Below are 16,352 nucleotides of genomic sequence, written 5' to 3'. Positions count from 1 at the left end.
CGAACTCAGAAGTGAAACGCCGTAGCGCCGATGGTAGTGTGGGGCCTCCCCATGCGAGAGTAGGGAACTGCCAGGCATCAAATAGTGAAGAAGCCCCGGACGAAAGTCCGGGGCTTTTTTACGTCTGCATATAGCGAATTAAAGCCGGCAGATGGCTGAATTTGCATGAAAATCAGCAACAAATTGCACTAAAAACTCCGCGGCAATCACATTTTGTAATCCAGGAATAGAGACAATTCCCGCAACCAGTTAATAGATGCTTTACTCAATCCTTTGGCGCTAATTCTTCGCAAGGAAAAGAGGTAAGCATGACTGACTCACAACAACAAAAAGTGGCACTGTCTGAAACGGCAGCCGACAGTAAAAAGCGTATCTGGGCGATTGTCGGCGCATCATCCGGCAACTTAGTCGAATGGTTCGATTTCTACGTCTACTCCTTCTTCTCACTCTATTTTGCCCATGTCTTCTTTCCAAGCGGTGACACCACCACCCAGTTACTGCAAACAGCAGGCGTCTTCGCAGCTGGTTTTCTGATGCGCCCGATCGGCGGATGGTTATTTGGCTATATTGCCGATCGCCACGGTCGCAAAGCCTCAATGCTGATCTCAGTGTGCATGATGTGTCTGGGATCATTAGTGATCGCCTGTCTACCGGGCTACGGAGAAATTGGCCTTGCCGCGCCTGTCATTCTTCTGCTGGCGCGTATGTTTCAGGGATTATCGGTTGGTGGGGAATACGGTACCAGCGCCACTTATATGAGCGAAGTAGCACTGGAAGGACGAAAAGGATTTTATGCCTCTTTCCAATATGTGACGCTCATCGGCGGCCAACTGTTAGCGGTGCTTACCGTTGTAGTCTTACAGCAAATTCTCAGCGATGAAGAACTTCGCAGCTGGGGCTGGCGTATTCCGTTCTTCCTCGGGGCGGCGCTCGCTGTGGTGGCATTGTGGTTACGTCGTTCTCTCAACGAAACTTCAGAGAAAAAACACCGTGAACATCGTGACGCCGGCAGCATTACGGGATTACTGCGCAATCACACCCGTGCATTTCTGATGGTGCTGGGCTTTACCGCAGGCGGTTCGCTAAGCTTCTATACCTTCACCACCTACATGCAAAAATATCTGGTAAATACTGCCGGGATGGATGCGCGCAGTGCCAGTGGATTAATGACCGGTTGCTTATTGGTATTCATGTTGATTCAGCCGATAGTTGGCGCGCTGTCAGACAAGATTGGTCGTCGTGCCTCAATGATGATTTTTGGTGCCGGGGCAGCTATCTGTACGGTACCTATTCTGCTATTGCTGCAAAATGTGCAAAGCAGTTGGCTGGCATTTGCCTTGATCATGCTGGCGCTAATCATCACCAGTTTCTACACCGCTATCAGTGGCATTTTGAAAGCAGAGATGTTCCCGCCGGAAGTCCGCGCGCTGGGCGTTGGGCTTTCCTATGCGGTGGCGAATGCTATTTTTGGTGGTTCAGCAGAGTACGTAGCCTTACTGCTGAAAAGGGAAGGTATTGAAACCAGCTTCTTCTGGTATGTTTCGGCAATGGGCGCTTTAGCATTCCTGGTATCGCTGATGCTGCATCGCAAAGGGAAGGGGATTGCGCTGTAGTTACTGACTGAGATTCCACAGTGCGATACCGCTGGCGGCGCCGGCGACATCCCAGCTAAGATCTTTCCAACTCCAGCCGCTCCCCGCTGAGCGGCTGTCATATAACTCTTTCCCCACACCAAAACTTAACGAAAACAGAAAGCCGAAACGCAAATTCTGCCCGCGGCTGTGATTTTGATGCTGAGAAATCTCGCTTCCTGCAGCAGCCAGAACAGCAGAAGAGAAGTAGTGTTGCGCTTTGTCTTTGCCGGTCCAGTTATCCTGAGCGACATGCGCACATCCACTACACAGCAAAACCACGCAGAGAATAGGCGCACGCATCGGCTAAAGCAGACGGCTAATCAAGCGATCGATGCGAATACGGCGCAGGCGACGAATCAGCTTGCGCACCTTTGCCGGATAATCGGAGATACTTTCCAGCTCGCGATAATGCTGCACCACGGAAGTATGCTCACGAATCAGCGCCAGCTCTTTTTCACGCTGCTCGGCCAATTGATTGAGAGGATCGTGAATCAGCACCGCATTTTCCAGATCCAGTCGCCACGCGCGTGGATTGAGGTTATTACCGGTGATCATCATCCATTCGTCATCCACCCAAATGCCTTTCAGGTGATAACTGTTTTCGCCATCTTTCCACAAGCGTACCGTCAGCTGACCATTATTGACGTAATACTGCAAACGGCTCAGGAAGCGACGCAGGTTAATCTCATATAGATAAGGCAGCGCCCCGATAATCTTGAACGGCTGTTCTGGCGGGATGTAGAAGTCATTGGCCGTTTTGTCGCCAATGATGATTTCAACTTCTTTACCCTGACGCAGTAAATGAATCAGGTTACGCACCAGAATGGCCGGCAGGTTAAAATAGGGCGTACACAGCGTCAGCTTGCGCTCGGCGCAGGGCATCAAATGGAAAATGGTTTTGTTCAGCAGGCTACGTTTGCCCAAGCCAACCAGCGGCGTGACGGCAAGGCAATCATTATCTGCATTGCCGGTAAACTGATAGTTAAAGCTGCGCAGCTCCTGACGGAACTGACGTGTTTCGTTTTTGATTTCCGGGCTGGAAGGGCGCTCAGTTTTATCGAGGCGGTTAACCGCATCGGAATCCTTGAGATTTTCGCAGATCCACGCATACATGGTATCGGTAAGCTGTGGATTGCGGATCAGCTGATAACGGTCATAACGGTATTTATCATGCTGATGCAAATAGACATCGTTCAAGCTCGCGCCGCTGTAGAGCAGCGTATCATCAATGATAAACCCTTTCAGATGCAGTACACCGAGCGCTTCGCGGGTGTTAACCGGAATGCCATAAACCGGAATAGCGATATCCGGGTGCTGAGTCGCCATTTCGCAATACCAGTCAGCGTTGGTCACGCCGCGAGCAGCGCCAATACGACCACGCTGCGCACGATGCCAGTCAACCAGAATACAGACATCCAGCTCCGGACGTGCCTGACGCGCTGCGTACAGCGCCTGCATTATTCCCCGACCGCCGTCATCATTCTCCAGATACAGCGCGGTGATACAGATACGCTTTTCTGCTGCGGCAATTTTCGTCAGCAGGGTTTCGCGAAACTCGGCAGGCGAGTAAAGCGTCGTCAGATCCGACACGGATTGTGACAGTTTAGGCAGCTGTGCGAGGTGTTGTTGGTGTTTATTACGTTTAAATTTAGACAACATCACAGTGCACTTCTTCTCTGTTCATTGCATGGCCTTTTGCCATCAAATCATGATCCTAACGGTAAATAATACCATCAACCGGCCTGTAGAGGAGGAATTTTACCTTTCTGTACAGGTTAGCTGATGACATCACCGAGCGGCAAATTCAGGCTGACAATGCCATCATCCAGTTGAATATTCACGCGAAAATTGAGCTTTCGCGCCAGCGTGATCATGCCGCTATTGTTTGGCATGGTGATACCGTTCAATTGTTGCAGGCCATGATCGCGCGTATAGCGAATCATCTTCTCCAGTAAGCGCCTGCCCATGCCCAAGCCTTTCAGGTCAGACCGCACCAGCACGGAGAATTCAGCATCGATATTATCGGCATCGGAGATCGCACGTGTTACGCCAATGATCTCGTCGACGCCGTTGTGCTGCCGTATAGCGACAATCGCCATTTCGCGGTCGTAATCAATTTGCGTCATATTCGCCAAATCTTCATGGGTGAATTCATTGATTTCACTGAAGTAACGATAGTAGAGATCTTCTTTCGTTACCTGGGCGATAAAGGCGCGCAGCTGCGGTTCATCTTCCGGCAGGATCGGGCGGAACAGGCAATATTGCCCATTTTTCAGCTGCACCTGCTCTTCAAGATGATGCGGGTAAGGACGAATCGCCAGCCGTGTTTCGTTATCACCATTAAAAGGCGCCAGCTGCAGCGTGACATCCAGCAGCGTGAATTCGTCGGCTGATGCCAGCAGCGGATGAATATCCAGGCGCTGAATCTCCGGACAATCGACCACCAGGTTTGAAACCTGCACTAACAGCTGGCTAAGCCCGGTGATATCCAGTGGTCGCAACGCGCTACGGCTGCGGACTTTGCCGCTTTTCATCGCCTGAATCACCAGATAGCGCGCCAGCGTCATATTCAGCGGCGGCAAAGCCACGGCGGCTTGCTTGTCGGGCTGCCACTCCACGCCGCCTTCGCCCAGCAGGATGATGGGGCCAAACAGCGGATCCTGTTCGACCACCACACGCAACTCCTGTGCTCCGGCGCGATTCGCCATACTCTGCACCAGCAAACCATCAACATGCGCATGTGGATGGGTTTCACGCACGCGATCAAAAATGGCTTCAGCCGCTTGTTCCACCTCTGCGGCGCTGCGCAGATACAGCATTACGCCTTGTACCTCCGACTTATGCGGAATATCCGGCGAACGCAGCTTGAGCGCGACCGGATAGCCAATCTGATCGGCGATGCTGGCAGCCGCGGCGCTGTCGCTGGCAATCCAGGTGGGCAGCGTCGCCAGGCCATAAGCCTGCAACACCGGCTGCACTTCGTGTGTGTCCAGCGTGGTGATGCCTTTATCCAGCGCTTGCTGAATCAGCTGATGCGCCTGCGCGCTGTTCTGCGTCAAACCAATCGGCAGCGCGGGCGTCTCACGCAGTTGCTTCTGGTTGCGGCGATATTCCACCTGATGCATGAAAGCGGTAACGGTACCTTCCGGTGTGCGCCAGGTGGGAATGCCAGCCTGAGTAAACGCGCGTCGTGCGCTCTGCGAAGAGTATTCGCCGCACCAGTTCGTCAGCAAAGTGACCTGCTTGCCTCGCGGATGTTTGGCAACCGCAGCGATAATCTGCTCGGCGGTTTCGCTCGAAGGTGAAACGGCGCTTGGCGCATGAATGATCATCAGTGCATCAAGTTCATGGCTATCCAGCAGCCGTTCAATGCAGGCGACATAGCGCGCTGGTGTCGCGTCATCTTTCAAATCCAGCGGATTGCCGCGGCCAACGCCTTCTGGCAGCAGTGTGGCCAGCGCCTGCAAGGTTTCGTCACTTAGCGTCGCCAGCTTACCGTTGCGCGCATACAGTTCATCCAGGGCCAGCGCCGCCGGGGCCGCGCCGTTGCTGATGATCATCAGTCGATCGCCGCGTAATGGACGCATATGGCTCAGCGACTCAACCGCCGTAAACAGTTCATGCGTATCTTGTACGCGCAGTAAACCGGCGCGCTGAATCGCCGCATCCCAGGCAGCGTCCAGTCCGCTGTGGGTACCGATCATCGCCTGCGCCTGATGGCTGCGACCACTTTTTATCACCAGAATCGGTTTATTACGCGAGGCGCTGCGCGAAGCGGAAACAAAGCGACGCGCATCGCTGAGGTGTTCGAGGTAGAGCAGAATGGCGCTGGTTTTACCGTCGCGCGCGAGGAAATCCAGCAGATCATCAACGTCGATATCCAGGCTATCACCCAAGGCGATAAACCAGGAGAAACCGAGGTTACGCTGCTGCGCCCAGTCGAGAATAGTGTTAGAGACCGCAGCAGATTGCGAAATAAAAGCAATGCGGCCTTTAGCAATCGGCACTGGCGAGAAGCTGGCATTCAACCCTTGCCACGGCGCCAGCAAACCTAAGCTGTTGGGCCCAAGCAGGCGAATTTGCCACTGACTGGCGCAGGCTTTCAGCTCTTCCAACTGGCTGGATGGCGCCGAGAGAATAATACAGGCCTTACAGCCTTTTTCGCCCAGTTGTTGCAGCAGTTCGAGATTACGTTTGGCGTGGGTACAGATGATGGCGAGATCGGGCGCGAAGGGCAGGCTGGCGATATCCGGCCATGCCAGCACGCCGCTCACCGCTTTATACTTCGGCGTCACCGGCAATACCGGGCCGCTAAATCCACCGGCCAGCAGGTTACGCATCATAAAGTAGCCGGCGCGCCCCGGTGTAATTGACGCACCGATTACCGCGATTGATTTAGGTCGTAACAGCGCTTCCAGTCCGCGTTGGCTCATCATCCGCTCCTGCAATCAAGATTGGCATGATTGTAAACGCTTTTTAGCGGGCGTGCCGATTCGCCGATCGCAGGCTGAGAGCCAGCTTCAGATTCCGCTACTCATTGCTTCTTCCAGAGCATGAATCGGATGATGCGGTTTCCCCGCCAGATAAGCATGACGGAAGCGGGCGAAATAGTGCTGCAATTCTGCGGCGGCGGCGAGATCCCCGGCCTGTTCCAGCAGCGCGGCAGCAACTTCGGCGGTGCAGTGCTGGCCTTCGCTGTGGGCCTCGCGCAGCGTGTAGCGCGAGGGCGCAGACACGTTGAGCGACATCACCGGCAACGCATCCAGCCACGGACTTTTGCGGAACATCTTGCGCGCTTCAGTCCAGGTGCCGTCGAGCATAATAAATAGCGGCGGTTTGCCGGTAAGGGGCGGGCTGGTAAGCACTTCGCGATCCGCATCTGCGTAAGACGCAGGGAAAACCACCAGTGGCTGATAATGCGCGTTCTTCACCGCCGCCAGCAGCGCGGCATCCGGCTCGGTGCGTGACCAGCCAAACGCCTCGGTGTCCGGCAGCACATCGGCGATTAACCTTCCGGTATTGCTCGGCTTCATCGGCTCGGTATCGAACATCACCAGACAGAAGCGACTGCGCGCTTGCTGAGGCTGGATGGTGGCGCACAGACAGTTTTTCTGCGGCAGCAGGCAGCGTTGGCAACGAATGACACGATTACCGCGCGCAAGAAACGGGCGCGTGGCGCGCGCTAAACGTTGCGCACGTAAGCGCAGAACGGCATTTTCAAACATAAATTCGCATGCAGGAGAAAAAACGCCAGTGTAATGGAATTAGCCGGGAAAGGTAATAAGGAAGGCCAGCACGCGGCTGGCCATCAGCGGTTTACAGCGATTCGTCGAGCCACTCGTTGAAGGGCGCTTTCGGCATTGCGCCGTTCAGCATGTCGACCATCTCGCCGTTCTTGAACAGCATAATAGTAGGAATGCTGCGAATGCGGAAACGCGAACTAAGCGCGGGTTCGGCTTCGGTATTCACTTTCACGAAGCGCACCTTGCCGCGCCGCTCGTCGGCGACATCTTTAAACACCGGTGCGAAGTTAACGCACGGGCCGCACCACGGCGCCCAGAAGTCGATCACCACCGGCAGATCGTCTTGCAGATACTTATCCAGCGTGGCTGCGGTCGCGTTGGCGACTTCACCGTTGAATAGCTCGCCGCCGCAACGACCACATTTTGCTCCATCAGCCATGCGCGACTCGGGCACGCGGTTGGTTGCCTGACAGGAGGCACAAACTGTATTCATATTTACCTCAACCCGGACCTGTAAATCTGATGATTGCCGGACATTATGAAAAGGTTGAGTGCTATGCTCAATCTGGATTGCCCAATAGGTTCAATAGTTGATAGCTAAGCACCGACACATCAGGTAATCTTCGCGCTCTCAATGCTGGAGGAACAGATGAACGACGAATTTAAAGGCAAAAGCGGCAAGGTAAAAGTGATGTACGTACGTGATGAGGAGAGTGGTCAAAAGCCGAATCCCCGTACCGGCAAAGGCGGCCGTCCTGCTGCGCGCCAGGAAGATAATCGTCGTTCTGGTCCTCGCAGCGGTGCACGTAATAATGAAGAAGGTGGCCGTAGCGGCGCACGCAGCCCGGCACCGCGCGGTGCGAGTAATACCGAACGCGGTCGCAGCTTTGGTCGTCGTGACGATCGTGGTGACGACAACCGCAGCTTCGGTGATTCGCCGTGGCGCACCGTTTCTCGTCCGCCGGTCGCGGATGATAGTCAACTGGATGATGCCGCGAACAAGCCGGTCATCGATCCCGAGCAGATTCGCCGTCAGCGTCAGGAAGAGACGCGCGTCTACGGTGAAAATGCCTGTCAGGCGCTGTTCCTGAGCCGTCCGGAAAGCATCGTGCGCGCCTGGTTTATTCAGAGCGTGACACCGCGTTTCCGTGAAACCCTGCGCTGGCTGGCGGCCAACCGCAAAGCCTATCATGTGGTTGAAGATGCTGAGCTGACCAAAGCTTCAGGTACTGAACACCACGGTGGCGTGTGCTTCATCATCAAAAAACGTATGGGCATGCCGGTTACCGAGTGGCTGACCAAGGCCCCCACCAAAGATTGCGTGCTGGCGCTGGAAGATGTCAGCAACCCGCACAACCTTGGCGGCATTATGCGTAGCTGCGCGCACTTCGGTGTGAAAGGTTTGCTGGTGAATGATGCCTCGCTGCTGGAGTCAGGTGCGGCAGTACGTACCGCCGAAGGTGGCGCTGAACACGTACAGGCAATCAGCGGCGAAAGCTTTGCCGATGGCCTGGAAGCGTTCCGTAAAGCGGGTTACACCATCGTTACCACCTCAAGCCACGAAGGCACACCGCTGGCGAAAGCTGAGCTGCCTGCCAAAATGGTGCTGGTGTTGGGTCAGGAGAGCGAAGGTCTGTCAGACAGCGCTTTCCAGCAGGGCGATCTCAGCCTGTCGATTGGTGGCACCGGCAACGTTGAAAGCCTCAACGTGTCAGTGGCGACCGGTATTCTGCTCGCCGAATGGTGGCGTCAGAACGCATAAAAAAACGGGCCGCAAGGCCCGTTTTTGTTTGTCTCGCTTAGTGAGCACCACCGCCGCCACTGCCCGCACCAAATGGTGGACGCGCAAACCACACCAGCACCAGCAAGATCAAGAACACGCCCGCCGATGCCCAGAAGATCTCATTCGCCGAAATAATCAGACCCTGATTGGTAATTTGCTGCGCGATATACGCCGAGGCCTGCTGCTGGGTCATGCCCATGCTTTGCAGCTGGTCATACATCTGCTGTGAATTGACGTTGTACGGATTCACCGACTCCGACAGATAGCTATGATGCATCGATTCACGGTTACTCCACATGGTGGTAGTAATCGAGGTACCGATGGAACCTGCCAGCGTACGCACGAAGTTCGACAGGCTTGATGCCGCCGCCATACGTTCTGGCGGTAAGCCCGACAGCGTAATGGTGGTGAGCGGCATAAAGAAGCACGCCACCGCAAAGCCCTGAATAAACTGCGGCCACGCTGATGCACCAAAATCCATCCCCGGCTCAAACGTGTAGGCGCGCCAGTAGAAACAGACGGCATACATGATGAAGCTAAAGGTCACCAGCTTACGCATATCCAGCTTGTGGGCGAAGCGGCCAATGATTGGCGACAGGATCACCGGCAAAATCCCCACCGGTGCCGACGCCAATCCGGCCCAGGTGGCGGTGTAGCCATATACCTCCTGTAACAGCTGCGGCAGCAACACTATCGAGCCGAAGTAAAGCATATAGGCCAGGCTGATCGACAAACAGCCGATGGTGAAGTTGCGCATCTTGAACAACGACAAATCGACTATCGGATGGTCGTCGGTGAGCTCCCACACCAGCAACACCAGCAGCGCCACCACGGCGACCACCATCAGCACAATGATCTCGGTTGAGCTAAACCAGTCGAGCTCTTTTCCGCGATCCAGCATCACCTGCAGCGAGCCAATGCCCACCACCAGCAGTACCAACCCCACCATATCGATCCGGCGGATTTCGGTTTTGGTTTCACGTCCACGCAGCGTTTGCAGCGTCAGTAACACCACCACCAAACCAATCGGCACGTTGATGAAGAAGATCCAGCCCCAGTGATAGTTATCGCTGATCCAGCCGCCGAGAATTGGACCGCAGATCGGTGCCACAATCACCGTCATCGCCCACAGCGAAAGCGCCACGCTGCGTTTCGCTGGCGGATAGTTGTTCAGCAGCAAACTCTGCGACAGCGGAATCAGCGGACCGGCAACCACGCCCTGAATGACGCGGAAGAAGATCAGCATCTCCAGGCTTTCGGACATGCCGCAAGCCCAGGACGCCAATACAAACAGGATGGTCGACCAGGTAAACAGCTTCACTTCACCGATGCGCTTGGCCAGCCAACCTGTTATCGGAATCGAGATGGCGTTCGCCACCCCGAAAGAGGTAATCACCCAGGTGCCCTGCGAGTTCGAGGCACCGAGGTTACCGGCGATGGTCGGAATCGCCACGTTAGCGATGGTGGAGTCGAGTACCTGCATGAACGTCGCCAGCGACAGGGCGATGGTCATCAGGACTAACGGCGCACCTTCAAGCGGTTTTTGTGCCATAACAGCCTCCCGCGGCGTTAGTCAGCGTTGGCACGAACGATGTCAGTAATCAGCTGGTTAACCGGCGCGAGGTCGATTGCCAACGCATTACTTTCATACGCGGCTTGCGAACGCACGGTGCTGGCCAGCGTGGCACCCTCTTTGTTTTGGGTATCCACTTTCACCAGCGTGGAGAGGCCGATACGCAGCGGATGTTCCGCCACTTGTTTCGGATCCAGTTCGATACGCACCGGCAGACGCTGGACCACTTTAATCCAGTTACCGGTGGCGTTCTGCGCAGGCAGCAGCGAGAAGGCGCTGCCGGTACCCATATCCAGACCCACCACTTTGCCGTGATACTCGACGTCATCGCCGTAGATATCACTGATCACCGTGGCCGATTGGCCGATACGGACACCTGCAAGCTGGGTCTCTTTGAAGTTTGCATCGATCCACAGATTAGTGGACGGCACCACCGCCAACAGCGGGGTGGTGGTGGAGATTTGCGAGCCAACCTGTACGCTGCGACGTGAAATGAAGCCATCAATCGGGCTACGGATTTCAGTACGCTGCAGCGCCAGCCAGGCATCGCGCAGCTCAGCCGCACTCTGCTGTACCGCGGGCTGATTTTCCAGCGAGGTATTCAGAATCATCGCCTGGTTAGCGTTGTATTGCTGCACTGCCACATCCAGCTGCGCTTTGGCTGTCGCCACGGCATCACGCGAGTGTTGCAGCTCTTCGCGGCCAATCAGATTAGACGCGCCCAACGGCTCGCGGCGTTTCAGGTCAGCTTCGGCCTGTTCCAGCGCGGTTTGCTGCAGCTTGATGGTGGCTTGATACTGTTTGCCATTGATCATCAGCTGGTGGGTTTGACGCACGCTGGTGGCTAACGCGGTCTGCGCTTTTTCAAACGCCTGCTCGGCATCGGTTTTATCCAGCGACACCAGGACGTCGCCTTTCTTCACCACGTCGGTGTTATCAAACCACACTTTGTTTACGCTGCCAGAAACCTGCGCCATCACCTGCACCTGGTTGCCCGCCACGTACGCATCATCGGTTTCCTGGAAGTGACGCAGCACCAAATACCAGTAAGCCAGATACGAAACACCAATAATTACAAACACGATAGCCAGCAGGATCAGCACACCTTTGCGCTTCTTCTTTTTATTCGCTGGCTGTTGCGGGCTTTGAGCTTCCGCTGTCGCACTCATGTCGTTCTCCACGTTTTCCATTTAGTCGGGATGTGCCGATCCTTCAACACGGTTGCCCGAGTCAAAAAAGCCAGCACTTAAGCGCTGGCCGGACAAAAGGGGATTAAAATAGCGATTTCGGAAGGTGATTGTGTCGCACTTCTTGCTATTAGCGCGACAGGGAAGCGATAACCTGATCTTCGTCCATTTTATCGAGACGGTTAAGTAACTTACGGGTAATCGATTCCAGCTGATCCTGCTCGTTAGTAGAGAGCGAAGACCACAGGTATTGCAGGCTCTGATGCTGCGGTGGCAGCAGCTGGCGCAGGAATTCATTGCCTTTTTCGGTCAAATGCAGATGCAGGCAGCGACGGTCGTTCTCGCTTTCACGACGTTCGATCCAGCCGCGCTTCTCCAGCTCATCAGCGATACGCGTGGCATTGGTGCGTGAAGAGCCGAGGGCAGAACTCAGTTCTGAAGGCTGAATGCTCTGATTTTCCTGTGCATCAAGGGTAATCAGCGCCATGAATAAGGTCTCGTTAATTCCCTGCGCCTTCAACATTTTGTTGCGATTATCCAGCAGTTTACCCTGCATGTGCATGCACAAGCGGGTCAAAATGATCTCCTGCAGCGGAAAATCTTTATGGCGGTTAGCACGGATGTTAAGCATCTGTTCAATGGGAGTAAACGAACTTTCCATTTTAAAAAAACCTCTTAGTTGCAACTGGTATAGTAATGATGGTGACAGATTAAGCGTAGTCACAATTTCCGCAGGTGATTGTTAGCACGATCACATAGTCAACATCTGACATTCCAGGTTGTTCCTTAACCCTGGGCATTTTGCCCTGACATCCCACCTGAACATACAGGCAGCCGATGCCATCAATTCATCTCGGGAAACCTTTTTACAGATAAATAATTTCGCGAGAAAAAATAACTCTGGTGAATAACTGCGCTGCTAACCATAACAAACCCAATCATTAATGAATAGTATTGCTCAGCGGTTTAGAACCATCTTTACGATTTCTAAACACTTTTCGCGCGCCGCTTATCCACGTAAATCAAGGTGTTGATTAACATGCTCTTAACAACGCCCGCGCGAATGCGACACCAGCCTAAGTGATGGAATTTGATCGCTAAACGGGAAGCAGTCATTGCGTGCGGATAAGAGAGATAATCATTTGTAGGTAATAGTAACCGAAAAAATTATTTCAATGGTGTGTTAATTAACAGGACGTACCAGTGCGCTATAGCGCACGCTTCGCTTATTGAGGGAAAGGAAAAGGGGAAGGCAGCCATTTGCCGTAGCGGCGCAATTTATTGCGCTGAGTTCTTGAAGTGGATTTCTTGCATGAAAAACGGCGCGATAAATCGCGCCGCTACAATACCAACGCTAATGTAAATGCGTTACTTCGCTGCCGCCAGTGCGTCCTGAATCCACTTATCGAATTCCGCCTGGTGGCCTTTGATCCAGCCATCAACGTGGCCATTGATATCGGCTTCAGAAGCATGGCCCGCATGCATCGCCGCATTCTCGGCGTTGATGTCGCCAATCGGCAGCTTCATCTCAGCAAACAGCTTTGCCGCGGCCGGATTTTTCTCGGTCCAGGCTTTGTTGGCGACGATATGCATGGTGTTCACCGGGAAACCGTAGTTAGCCCCGTTCGCCAGCTTGGTATCGACTTTGCTCTGCTCGCCCGGCAGTGAAGAGAACGGCACCTGCAGCCATACCACATCTTTTCCCGGCTTCAGCACGTCGCTGACCCAATACGGCGTCCAGGTGTAATAGAACACCGGTTTGCCCTGTTTAAAGCGCGTGATGGTATCGGCGATCATCGCCGAGTAGTTGCCCTGATTGTGCTCCACGGTGTTGCTCAGCTTGTAGGCATCAATCTGGTGATTAATCACCGCTTCACAGCCCCAGCCTGGCGTACAGCCGGTCAAATCCGCTTTGCCATCGCCATTGGTATCAAACAGTTTGGCGATCTTGGGATCTTTCAGCTGTTCAATATTGGTGATGTGATACTGCTCGGCGGTTTTCTTATCGATCAGGTAACCCTGAGCCGCGCCACCGACGTAAGTGCCCTGGCGATAAAACTTCGCATCGCCGCCCGCGGCTTTATACATATCGTCGTGCAGCGGTTTCCAGTTGGTGGCAATAAAGGTGGCATCACCGGCGGCGATGGTGGTGTACGCCACGTTGTAATCAATCTCGCTTGGCTTCTCAACGGTATAGCCGAGTTTCTCCAGCGCGCGGCTTACCAACAGCGTCTGGAAGGTCTCTTCAGAGATGGTGCTCTGCGTCGGTTTAACGGTGATGCCTTTACCGGGCAGGTCGGCGGCGGACACGTGCGTCGCGGCGAACGTCGTCAGGACGGCGGCGATGAGAGCTGTCTTGCGCATAGTCATTCCTTATTTTACGTGTTACGTCGAAGACGGGCGGCCGCAGCGGACCGCCCATTGAAATCAGGCTTTTTTACTGAAAGGGCGCATCAGCAGACCGAGCGGGCCAGTGCTGTACCAGTGACGGCTGCCACGGCTGCGGCTGTCGCGGCCCATCGACTGCGTCAAGCGATCGAGGATAATGGCGAGGATCACGATGCCCACGCCGCCGACGGTGGCGAGGCCCATATCCAGGCGACCAATGCCGCGCAGCACCATCTGACCGAGACCGCCAACCGCGATCATCGAGGCGATCACCACCATCGACAGCGCCAGCATCAGCGTCTGGTTTACGCCAGCCATGATGGTCGGCATCGCCAGCGGCAGCTGCACTTTGAACAGCATCTGACGCGGGCTGGCACCGAAGGATTCACTCGCTTCAATCAGGTCGGCTGGCACCTGCTTAATCCCAAGAATGGTGAGGCGCACAATCGGCGGCAGCGCAAAGATAATGGTCACCACTACGCCCGGCACGTTGCCGATACCAAACAGCATGACGATCGGCACCAGATAGACGAAGGCCGGCGTGGTCTGCATTGCATCCAGCAGCGGACGAATAATGCGCGCGGCACGTTCACTACGCGCCAGCCAGATGCCGAGCGGCAAGCCGATGATGATGCAGAACAGCAGGGCGGTTAGCACCAGCGCCAGCGTCACCATCGCCTGCGACCAGGCACCAATCGCGCCAATGGCAATCAGCGAGACCAATGTGGCAATGCCCATCGCCGGGCTGGCAATCTGCCAGGCGATCAGTGCGAACACCACAATCGCTACCGGCGCGGGCATGCCGAGCAGTAACTGCTGGAACGCGCTGAGGATGTAATCCACCGGCACGCGAATGCCCTGAAACACCGGGCGGAAATGGCTGACCACCCAATCGATGCCTTCAGTCACCCAGCTATCAAGCGGAATCCAGGTTTTATGGAACGGGTCCATGAGGTTGAAATGTTCCGGCGCGGGAGCGGGTGCGCTGCTCAGCCAGTCGCTGCTGCTGCTGGCAGCATTGCTGGCAGCATTGCTGGCAGCATCGTGGCCACCGCTGCTGGCGGCGGAGGGATCGCCCCATGCATCGGCGCTGCCGGAGCTGCTATCTGCAGGCGCGGCACCGCCGCTCGCCCAGGGATCGCTGCTGCTGGCGGCGGCGCTGGTATCAGTGGTGGCAGGTTGCTGGGTGGTTTGGCTGGCGCTTTCCCACGGATTCGCTGTTTGTTCGCTCATGATTAGGCTCCTTCACGGTCTAAAGCACGCAACAGCATGCTTTTCGAAATGATACCGACGTACTGATTCTCCTCGCTGACTACCGGCACGGCGCAGGGCGCTTGTGCCACATGCGACAGCAGATCGTTCAGGGAGGTATCGGCAGGAACCGCTAAGGGCATGTCGAGTAGCGCGCTATCCAGCCCTTCACCGGCCGCCAGCGCGGCTTTCAATGAATCGGTGGACACCACGCCAACAAACTTCTGTTTCTCCAGCACGTAGCCATATTCGCGATCTTCATCCTGCAGCAGCTTGATGGCGGATCGCGGACCAAAACCGGCGGCTTTGCGGATCAGTGAACCCGCGCTGCGACGCGCAATATCTTTGGCGCTAAACACGTGACTAATATCGACGCCGCGGAAGAAGGTGCGCACATAATCATTGGCAGGATTATTGAGGATTTCATCCGGCGTGCCGACCTGTACCACTTCGCCGCCCTGCATAATGGCAATGCGGTCGCCAATACGCATCGCTTCATCGAGGTCGTGAGAAATAAATACAATGGTACGCTGATGTTTGGCCTGCAGTTTTACCAGTTCATCCTGCATTTCGGTACGAATCAACGGATCAAGTGCTGAGAAAGCTTCATCCATTAATAAAATATCAGGATTAATCGCCAATGCGCGGGCTAATCCAACGCGTTGACGCATACCGCCAGAAAGTTCATCGGGATAAGAGTGGGCATAATTATCCAGGCCAACCTGACGCAATGCTTCCAGCGCTTTTTCCTGACGTTCGGCTAAAGGAATGCCGGCTAATTCCATGCCAAAGGCGGCATTATTTAGCACCGTCATGTGTGGCATCAGCGCGAAGGATTGAAATACCATACTGATCTTATTTCTGCGGACTTCACGCAGTTCCGATTCCGATATTTTGGCAATATCGACACCGTCTATGATTACCTGGCCGCGAGTGGGCTCGATCAGACGATTGAGAAGGCGAACCATGGTGGACTTACCTGAACCTGAAAGCCCCATGATGACGAAGATCTCGCCTTCTTCAATGGCCAGACTGGCATTTTTGACGCCAACAGAGAGGCCGGTTTTTGCCAGAATACGCTCTTTGCTTTCGCCTTTATCGATCAGCTTAAATGCCTTTTCGGGATTATCCCCAAATACTTTATATAAATTCTTTACTTCGAGTTTAATTGCCATGCAGTAATTAATTTCCCGGTTAAATGTTTAACTATTTCTTGTTGTGGTCCTGATTAAAATTAAGCGCCCTATACCCTAACATAGTGAAATTATCTGACAACCCTGAATGGCGATATTC

13 protein-coding genes are annotated in these 16,352 nt (G+C 54.6%); 2 read left to right on the top strand and 11 right to left on the bottom strand.

The window, feature by feature from the left end; all coding sequences use genetic code 11:
• Window positions 1-308: 308 nt before the first annotated feature.
• A complete protein-coding gene (locus K5Y33_RS10445) occupies window positions 309-1,613 on the top strand; it encodes an MFS family transporter (RefSeq protein ID WP_222233830.1) in 1,305 nt (434 codons plus the stop codon).
• Here the strand turns inward: K5Y33_RS10445 and K5Y33_RS10440 are convergent, their stop codons facing one another.
• The 5 genes from K5Y33_RS10440 to trxC form a co-directional block, all read right to left on the bottom strand.
• Entirely contained in the window at window positions 1,614-1,934 is a 321-nt protein-coding gene (locus tag K5Y33_RS10440; RefSeq protein ID WP_101763428.1) for a YfiM family lipoprotein, read from the bottom strand.
• Between the two features lie 3 nt (window positions 1,935-1,937).
• Window positions 1,938-3,293, bottom strand: coding sequence for a CDP-diacylglycerol--serine O-phosphatidyltransferase (gene pssA, locus K5Y33_RS10435; protein WP_101763429.1), 1,356 nt, complete (start codon window positions 3,291-3,293; stop codon window positions 1,938-1,940).
• A gap of 116 nt (window positions 3,294-3,409) precedes the next feature.
• Window positions 3,410-6,067, bottom strand: coding sequence for a bifunctional acetate--CoA ligase family protein/GNAT family N-acetyltransferase (locus K5Y33_RS10425; RefSeq protein ID WP_192234470.1), 2,658 nt, complete (start codon window positions 6,065-6,067; stop codon window positions 3,410-3,412).
• An 87-nt stretch (window positions 6,068-6,154) separates the two neighbouring features.
• On the bottom strand, window positions 6,155-6,859 hold the full coding sequence (locus K5Y33_RS10420) for a tRNA-uridine aminocarboxypropyltransferase (RefSeq protein WP_222233829.1): 705 nt from the start codon (window positions 6,857-6,859) through the stop codon (window positions 6,155-6,157).
• A 91-nt stretch (window positions 6,860-6,950) separates the two neighbouring features.
• On the bottom strand, window positions 6,951-7,370 hold the full coding sequence (gene trxC / locus K5Y33_RS10415) for a thioredoxin TrxC (protein WP_110868290.1): 420 nt from the start codon (window positions 7,368-7,370) through the stop codon (window positions 6,951-6,953).
• 156 nt (window positions 7,371-7,526) lie between these two features.
• On the opposite strand from trxC, the gene K5Y33_RS10410 reads away from it, so the two are divergent.
• Complete coding sequence (locus tag K5Y33_RS10410) at window positions 7,527-8,639, top strand: tRNA/rRNA methyltransferase (RefSeq protein ID WP_222233828.1); 1,113 nt, start codon at window positions 7,527-7,529, stop codon at window positions 8,637-8,639.
• Between the two features lie 37 nt (window positions 8,640-8,676).
• Here K5Y33_RS10410 and emrB read toward each other — a convergent pair whose 3' ends face one another.
• The 6 genes from emrB to proV form a co-directional block, all read right to left on the bottom strand.
• Window positions 8,677-10,212 carry a multidrug efflux MFS transporter permease subunit EmrB gene (gene emrB, locus K5Y33_RS10405; RefSeq protein WP_101763434.1) on the bottom strand — a complete coding sequence of 512 codons (1,536 nt, stop codon included), beginning with the start codon at window positions 10,210-10,212 and terminating at the stop codon, window positions 8,677-8,679.
• A gap of 17 nt (window positions 10,213-10,229) precedes the next feature.
• Window positions 10,230-11,402: a multidrug efflux MFS transporter periplasmic adaptor subunit EmrA gene (gene emrA / locus K5Y33_RS10400; protein ID WP_110868299.1), complete on the bottom strand. Its 1,173-nt coding sequence runs from the start codon at window positions 11,400-11,402 to the stop codon at window positions 10,230-10,232.
• A gap of 148 nt (window positions 11,403-11,550) precedes the next feature.
• Window positions 11,551-12,081: a transcriptional repressor MprA gene (gene mprA, locus K5Y33_RS10395; RefSeq protein WP_008101638.1), complete on the bottom strand. Its 531-nt coding sequence runs from the start codon at window positions 12,079-12,081 to the stop codon at window positions 11,551-11,553.
• A 707-nt stretch (window positions 12,082-12,788) separates the two neighbouring features.
• On the bottom strand, window positions 12,789-13,784 hold the full coding sequence (proX, locus tag K5Y33_RS10390; protein ID WP_008101636.1) for a glycine betaine/L-proline ABC transporter substrate-binding protein ProX: 996 nt from the start codon (window positions 13,782-13,784) through the stop codon (window positions 12,789-12,791).
• Between the two features lie 63 nt (window positions 13,785-13,847).
• On the bottom strand, window positions 13,848-15,041 hold the full coding sequence (gene proW, locus K5Y33_RS10385) for a glycine betaine/L-proline ABC transporter permease ProW (protein WP_222233827.1): 1,194 nt from the start codon (window positions 15,039-15,041) through the stop codon (window positions 13,848-13,850).
• Between the two features lie 2 nt (window positions 15,042-15,043).
• Window positions 15,044-16,234 (bottom strand): glycine betaine/L-proline ABC transporter ATP-binding protein ProV, encoded by a 1,191-nt coding sequence (proV, locus tag K5Y33_RS10380; protein WP_222233826.1) that lies wholly within the window; start codon window positions 16,232-16,234, stop codon window positions 15,044-15,046.
• Window positions 16,235-16,352: the final 118 nt, after the last annotated feature.

This window comes from Pantoea sp. DY-17, assembly GCF_019795975.1.
GTDB lineage: Bacteria > Pseudomonadota > Gammaproteobacteria > Enterobacterales > Enterobacteriaceae > Pantoea > Pantoea leporis.
This window is presented reverse-complemented; position numbering and strand designations above follow the sequence as displayed.